This window comes from Stenotrophomonas maltophilia group sp. Smal12 (assembly GCF_037079935.1).
In the GTDB taxonomy this organism is placed as follows: Bacteria; Pseudomonadota; Gammaproteobacteria; order Xanthomonadales; family Xanthomonadaceae; genus Stenotrophomonas; species Stenotrophomonas sepilia.
Map to the genome: position 1 here is coordinate 116,373 of NZ_JBAWUK010000005.1, position 6,865 is coordinate 123,237.

Consider the following 6,865-nt stretch of genomic DNA (forward strand, 5'->3'; position numbering starts at 1 on the left):
GCGGCGTTCTCGTTGCTTCCGGCTGCGCTGTGAGTCTTACCCCAGCAGCTTGCGTACCTTGGTCAGCGCGGTCATGAACCGCTCGATCTCGGCGTGCGTGTTGTAGAACGCCAGCGAGGCACGGCAGGTGGCGGCGACGCCGAAGTACTGCAGCAGCGGGTGTGCGCAGTGCTGGCCCGAGCGCACGGCCACGCCTTCCAGGTCGAGCAGGGTGGCCAGGTCGTGGGCATGCGCGCCATCGATCAGGAACGAGACCACGGCGGCCTTCTCCGGTGCCTGGCCGATGATGCGCAGGCCATCGACGCGGCGCAGCTCTTCGGTGAAGTGCGCCAGCAGTTCGGCTTCGCGCGCCTCCACGTTGTCCTGGCCAAGCTGCTGCAGGTAGTCGGCGGCCACGCCCAGGCCGATGAAACCGGCGATGTTCGGGGTGCCGGCTTCGAACTTGTGCGGGGCATCGTTGAACACGGTGCCGTCGAAGCTGACTTCCTTGATCATCTCGCCGCCGCCGAGGAACGGTGGCATCGCGTCCAGGTGCTCGCGACGCGCCCACAGCGCGCCGGTACCGGTTGGACCGCACATCTTGTGGCCGGTGATGGCGTAGAAATCGCAGCCGATCGCGGCGACGTCGACCTTGCGGTGTGGCACGGCCTGCGAGCCATCGACCACGGTGATGATGCCGCGCTTGCGCGCTTCGCGGCAGATCTCGCGCACCGGGTTGACCGTGCCCAGCACGTTGGAGACATGGGTGACCGCCAGCAGCTTGACCTCCGGGGTCATCGCCGCGCGCAGCGCATCCAGGTCCAGCGCACCATCGGGAGTGATCTCGGCCACGCGGATGGTGGCACCGGTACGCTGCGCGACCAGCTGCCACGGCACGATGTTGGCATGGTGCTCCATGCGCGACACCAGGATCACGTCGCCGGCCTTCAGCCGCGGCAGCGCCCACGAATACGCCACCAGGTTGATGGCGAAGGTGGTGCCGCTGCACAGCACCAGCTCGCTGGGGCGCACGTTGAGGAAGCGCGCCAGCGTGTTGCGCGCACCTTCGTAGGCATCGGTGGCTTCGCTGCCCAGTGCATGCACCGCGCGGCTGACGTTGGCGTTGTAACGGCGGTAGAACTCGTCCACCGCGCCGATCACCTGCACCGGCTTCTGGCCGGTGTTGGCATTGTCGAAATAGACCAGCGGCTTGCCGTGCACTTCACGCATCAGCAGCGGGAAGTCGAGGCGGACGCGGTCCCAGTCGGGGGCGCCGGTGCGTTCTTCGATCGGGCGCGGCGTGGACAGGTTCATGCCACACCCGCCTCGGCCAGTGCCTTGTCCAGGCGACGTGCCAGCTGCGCACGCAGCGCGTCGGGCAGGATCTTCAGCGGCTCGTGGCAGAACGCGGCGCTCAGCAGTGCCTGCGCCTGGGCCTGCGGCAGGCCGCGCGAGCGCAGGTAGAACAACGCGTTGGCGTCGAGCTGGCCGACGGTCGCGCCGTGCGCGGCCTTCACTTCATCGGCGTCGATCACCAGCGTCGGCTGGGTGTCGATCTCGGCATCGGCCGACAGCAGCAGGTTCTTGTTGGACAGGTTCGCGTCGGTGCCATCGGCGCCTTCGCGGATCTGGATGCCACCATGGAACACCACGCGGCTGCGGTTGGCGGCGACGCCGCGCCACAGCAGTTCGCAGGCGGTATCGCGGGCGATGTGGTCGATACCCAGGCGGGTTTCGACGTGGCGGCGGCCATTGCCAAGCAGCACGCCGTTGGCGGTCAGCTGGGCATTGTCGCCTTCCAGGCGCACGTTCAGTTCATGGCGGCTGAGCGCGGCGCCCAGTTCCAGGTCCACGCGGTGGTACTGCGCGCCGCGGGCCAGCACCGCGTCGGTGCGCAGGAAGCTGGTCTGGCGCGCGCTGCCGGCCTGCACGCGGGCGTGCTTGAGCACGGCATCGCGGGCGACATGGGCATGCAGCACGGTATTGTCCAGGTGGGCGGAGTCGCCCACGCTGAAGCGGTGCTCGACCACGCCGAGGCTGGCGCCGGCACGCAGTTCGATCAGGTGGCGGTGATGCCAGGCCAGGTCGGTCTCGCCCGCCACACTGGCGAATACCAGCTGCAGCGGCGCTTCGACCTGCACGCCTTCGTCCACGCGCAGCACCACGCCTTCATCGGCCAGGGCAGCATTCAGGCGGGCGAAGATCTCCTCGCTGCGCTCGTAGCGGCGGCCAAGGAAACGCACGGCGTCTTCGCCAGCGGCCAGTGCGGCCGACAGCGGCTGCAGCTGCACGCCGGCCGGCAGGGCCTGCACGTCGCTCAGTGCGGCATCCAGGCGGCCATTGACGAACACCAGGCGCGGTGCCGGAATGTCCTCCAGCAGGGCGGCGTCCAGCGCCGGGCCCTGCAGCGGTGCCGCAGCGAACGCACGGCGTTCCAGCTGCCGCAGCGAGGTGTACTTCCAAGCCTCGTTGCGGGCGGCCGGCAGGCCGTCACGCAGGGCCGCATCCAGCACTTCGCGGCGCGCATCGCTGCCGCAGAAGGCCTGGGCCATCGAGTCGAGCAGGGCGCTCATCAGACCGCCGCCTCGGGCACGACCCGGTCCTTCAGGAAATCATAGCCGTGCGCTTCCAGTTCCAGGGCCAGTTCCGGGCCACCGGTCTTGACGATGCGGCCATCGGCCAGCACGTGCACCACGTCCGGCTTGATGTAGTCCAGCAGGCGCTGGTAGTGGGTGATGACCAGGAACGAGCGATCAGCAGCGCGCAGTGCGTTGACACCATCGGCCACGCTCTTCAGTGCATCGATGTCCAGGCCCGAGTCGGTTTCGTCCAGGATCGCCAGCTTCGGTTCCAGCACGGCCAGCTGGAAGATCTCGTTGCGCTTCTTCTCGCCACCGGAGAAGCCTTCGTTGACGCCACGATGCAGCAGTTCGTCCTTCAGGTGCAGCACGGCCAGCTTCTGCCGCACCAGCTTGAGGAACTGCATGGAATCGAGTTCCTCCTCACCGCGTGCCTTGCGCTGGGCGTTCAGCGCCGCGCGCAGGAAGTAGGTGTTGTTCACGCCCGGGATCTCCACCGGGTACTGGAATGCCAGGAACAGGCCGGCAGCGGCACGCGCTTCCGGGTCCTGCTCCAGCAGGTCGACACCGTCGAACTGCACGCTGCCTTCGGTCACTTCGTAGCCGTCGCGGCCGGCCAGGACATTGCCCAGGGTGGACTTGCCGGCGCCGTTCGGGCCCATGATGGCGTGCACCTGGCCGGGCTTCACATCCAGCGACAGGCCCTTGAGGATTTCCTTGTCGCCGATGCGGGCGTGGAGATTTTCGATCTTCAGCATGGTGGGGGTTTCCGTGGGGCGGGCCTGGGCCCGCCGGTAAAGAGAATGCGTTTGCGAGGGGCAGGGGCGGGCGGTCAGCCCACCGAACCTTCCAGCGAGACTTCCAGCAGCTTCTTGGCTTCCACCGCGAACTCCATCGGCAGTTCGCGGAACACCTGCTTGCAGAAGCCGTCGACGATCATCGACACCGCGTCTTCCTGGCTGATGCCACGGGCGCGGCAGTAGAACAGCTGGTCGTCGGAAATCTTCGAGGTGGTGGCCTCGTGCTCGACGGTGGCGCCCGGGTTCTTCACCTCGATGTAGGGGAAGGTGTGGGCGCCGCACTGCTTGCCGATCAGCAGCGAATCGCACTGGGTGTAGTTGCGCGCGCCATCAGCATTGCGGTCGACCTTGACCAGGCCGCGGTAGGTGTTCTGGCCGCGGCCGGCGCTGATGCCCTTGCTGACGATCTTGCTCTTGGTGCGCTTGCCGACGTGGATCATCTTGGTGCCGGTGTCGGCCTGCTGGCGGTGATGGGTCAGCGCGACCGAGTGGAACTCACCGACCGAGTCGTCGCCCAGCAGCACGCACGAGGGGTACTTCCAGGTGATCGCCGAGCCGGTCTCGACCTGGGTCCAGGTGACCTTGCTGCGCGCGCCGCGGCATTCGGCACGCTTGGTGACGAAGTTGTAGATGCCACCGACGCCGTTCTCGTCGCCCGGGTACCAGTTCTGCACCGTGGAGTACTTGATCTCCGCGTCTTCCAGTGCCACCAGTTCGACCACCGCAGCGTGCAGCTGGTTCTCATCGCGCATCGGCGCGGTGCAGCCTTCCAGGTAGGAGACGTAGGCCTTGTCCTCGCACACGATCAGGGTACGCTCGAACTGGCCGGTGTGGCCGGCGTTGATGCGGAAGTAGGTGCTCAGTTCCATCGGGCAGCGCACGCCTTTGGGAATGAACACGAAGCTGCCATCGGAGAACACCGCCGAGTTGAGCGCGGCGAAGTAGTTGTCACCCACCGGCACCACGGTGCCCAGGTACTGGCGCACCAGCTCCGGGTGTTCCTTGATGGCCTCGGACATCGAGCAGAAGATGATGCCCTTCTCAGCCAGTTCCTTGCGGAAGGTGGTACCGACGGAGACCGAGTCGAACACCGCGTCCACCGCCACGCCGGCCAGCTTGGCGCGCTCGTGCAGCGGCACGCCCAGCTTGTCGTAGGTGTCGAGCAGTTCCTTCGGCACGTCGTCCAGCGAGGCGTACTTCGGGCCCTTCGGCGCCGAGTAGTAGCTGAGCGCCTGCAGATCGATCGGGGCGATCTCCAGCTTGGCCCAGTCCGGCATCGGCATGGTCAGGAAGTGGCGGTAGGCGTCCAGGCGCCACTGCGTCATCCACTCCGGCTCGTCCTTCTTGGCCGACAGGGCACGGATGGTGTCCTCGTCCAGGCCCGGCGGCAGGGAGTCCGACTCGATCTCGGTGATGAAGCCAGCCGAATACTTGCGGCCGAGCTGCTCGTGGATCTCGCGGTTGGGGGTGTCGTCGTGGGCGACGTTTTCGATGGTTTCGGTGGCCATGGGGGGCTGCCTGTGGATCAGGAGACGACGTCGACAGCGATGGTGCGGCGCTGTTCGTCATCGGCAAGGGGAAGGGGGGGCAGGATCTGCGCAAGACTGACGTCGCGCAGGGCCTCGGAGACCACGTCGTTGATCAACCGCCAGCTGCTGCGCGCGCCGCACTTGGGTGCCATGCCGCACTGGTGGTGGTCGTGGCTGCATTCGGTCAGGGCCAGCGGCCCTTCCATCGCTTCGACCACTTCGAACAGCGAGATCTCGATGGCCGGGCGGGTCAGCCGGTAGCCGCCACGGACGCCGCGCAGGCCTTCGACCAGGCCGGCCTGGGCCAGCGGCTTGAGTACCTTGCTGACGGTGGGCGGCTCCAGGCCGGTGAATTCGGCCAGTTCGGTGGCACTGAGCACCTCGCCCGGACGGGCGGCGAGCACGGTCAGCACGACGGTGGCGTAATCGGTGAGCTTGGTGACGCGCAACATGGGGATGCGAGTGGTTCTTAAAGCGGACTGAAATTGTACGCTTTTATTCGCCACCATCCAACCCGGGCATTCAGCCGGCGCTGGGGCCGGGCCGGGAGGCTCTGCCAGCGGGCGCTGCCGGGGGCGCCATGCTGCGCCAACCGGGTGATTTTCGCAATCACCCGGAATGGGCGAGAATCCCTGTTCCATCCGCTGCAAACAGCCCGTGCCGATGCCGAAGAAGATCCAAGCCCGCAAGTCCGCCATCCATGGCAACGGCGTGTTCGCCGTCGCCCCGATCAAGCAGGGCGAGCGCGTGATCCAGTACAAGGGCCTGCTGCGCAGTCATGGCGACGTTGATGCCGATGACAGCGGCGACGTCGAAAGCGGCCATACCTTCCTGTTCACCCTCAATGACGACTGGGTGATCGATGCCAACTACAAGGGCAACGACGCGCGCTGGATCAACCACAGCTGCGACCCGAACTGCGAGGCGGTGATCGAGGAAGATGAGGACGGCGACAGCCGTGGCGACAAGGTGTTCATCGAGGCGCTGCGCGATATCAAGGCTGGCGAAGAGCTGACCTACAACTACGGCATCACCCTGGCCGAGCGCCACACCGCCAAGTTGAAGAAGATCTGGGAATGCCGCTGCGGCTCGCCCAAGTGCACCGGCACCATGCTGCAGCCCAAGCGCTGACCGGTACCGGGTAGGGCCGGCCGCTGGCCGGCATGGCGCGATGCAGGAGCCGGCCAGCTGCCGGCACTTGCGGGAGGCTCTCCACCTGCCGTGCACGGCAGGGTCACCGCCGTGCAAGGGCCGTTCGTCCACGCTGTGCACTCCCCCAACTGGAGTGCACCCATGGCAGAGCGATTGAAGGGCAAACAGATCGCAATCCTCGCGACCCACGGCTTTGAACAGTCCGAATTGACCGAGCCCAAACGGCTGCTGGAAGCGGAAGGTGCGCGGGTCAGCGTGGTGTCGCCCGCAAAGGAGGCGACCATCAAGGGCTGGAAAGAGAAGAACTGGGGCGACGCCGTCGCGGTCGACATCCCGCTGGATGAGGCGGATCCGGCGGGCTTTGATGCCCTGGTGCTGCCGGGAGGTGTGATCAATCCGGACACACTGCGCACCGACGACGCGGTGCTCAGCTTCATCCGCTCAGTGGATGAAGCCGGCAAGCCCGTCGCCGCGATCTGTCATGGCCCGTGGCTGCTGATCAACAGCGGGCTGGCCGATGGCCGCGAGCTGACTTCCTGGCCCTCCCTTCAGCAGGATCTGGCCAACGCCGGTGCGAACTGGCGCGACGCCGAGGTCGTGGTAGACGGCAACGTGATCACCAGCCGCAAGCCGGATGACATTCCTGCTTTCAGCGAGGCGGTGGTCAAGGCACTTGCCGCGTGATCCGCTATACCGGTAGTGGGGGGGGGGGGGGGGGGGGGGGGGGGGGGGGGGGGGGGGGGGGGGGGGGGGGGGGGGGGGGGGGGGGGGGGGGGGGGGGGGGGGGGGGGGGGGGGGGGGGGGGGGGGGGGGGGGGGGGGGGGGG

Annotated in this window: 7 protein-coding genes; 2 read left to right on the top strand and 5 right to left on the bottom strand. The window is 67.2% G+C overall.

Annotated elements, in window-relative coordinates; all coding sequences use genetic code 11:
• Positions 1-36: 36 nt before the first annotated feature.
• The 5 genes from WDC87_RS03860 to WDC87_RS03880 all read right to left on the bottom strand — a co-directional run bounded on the left by WDC87_RS03860 (position 37) and on the right by WDC87_RS03880 (position 5,339).
• Complete coding sequence (locus WDC87_RS03860) at positions 37-1,293, bottom strand: cysteine desulfurase (protein ID WP_065196580.1); 1,257 nt, start codon at positions 1,291-1,293, stop codon at positions 37-39.
• Entirely contained in the window at positions 1,290-2,552 is a 1,263-nt protein-coding gene (gene sufD / locus WDC87_RS03865; protein WP_252745227.1) for a Fe-S cluster assembly protein SufD, read from the bottom strand. The genes WDC87_RS03860 and sufD overlap by 4 nt, the downstream gene beginning before the upstream one ends.
• Positions 2,552-3,316 (bottom strand): Fe-S cluster assembly ATPase SufC, encoded by a 765-nt coding sequence (sufC, locus tag WDC87_RS03870; RefSeq protein ID WP_005412528.1) that lies wholly within the window; start codon positions 3,314-3,316, stop codon positions 2,552-2,554. Before sufC ends, sufD begins: the two co-directional genes overlap by 1 nt.
• A gap of 74 nt (positions 3,317-3,390) precedes the next feature.
• Positions 3,391-4,866: a Fe-S cluster assembly protein SufB gene (gene sufB, locus WDC87_RS03875; protein WP_072168626.1), complete on the bottom strand. Its 1,476-nt coding sequence runs from the start codon at positions 4,864-4,866 to the stop codon at positions 3,391-3,393.
• A gap of 17 nt (positions 4,867-4,883) precedes the next feature.
• Positions 4,884-5,339 carry an SUF system Fe-S cluster assembly regulator gene (locus tag WDC87_RS03880; RefSeq protein WP_049414161.1) on the bottom strand — a complete coding sequence of 152 codons (456 nt, stop codon included), beginning with the start codon at positions 5,337-5,339 and terminating at the stop codon, positions 4,884-4,886.
• A gap of 211 nt (positions 5,340-5,550) precedes the next feature.
• Between WDC87_RS03880 and WDC87_RS03885 the strand changes: the two genes are divergently transcribed.
• Both WDC87_RS03885 and WDC87_RS03890 read left to right on the top strand, forming a co-directional pair.
• The gene (locus WDC87_RS03885; protein WP_012479369.1) at positions 5,551-6,018 is read left to right on the top strand and encodes an SET domain-containing protein-lysine N-methyltransferase; all 468 of its coding nucleotides are present in this window, start codon (positions 5,551-5,553) and stop codon (positions 6,016-6,018) included.
• 162 nt (positions 6,019-6,180) lie between these two features.
• The gene (locus tag WDC87_RS03890; RefSeq protein ID WP_005415602.1) at positions 6,181-6,723 is read left to right on the top strand and encodes a type 1 glutamine amidotransferase domain-containing protein; all 543 of its coding nucleotides are present in this window, start codon (positions 6,181-6,183) and stop codon (positions 6,721-6,723) included.
• Positions 6,724-6,865 lie beyond the last annotated feature (142 nt).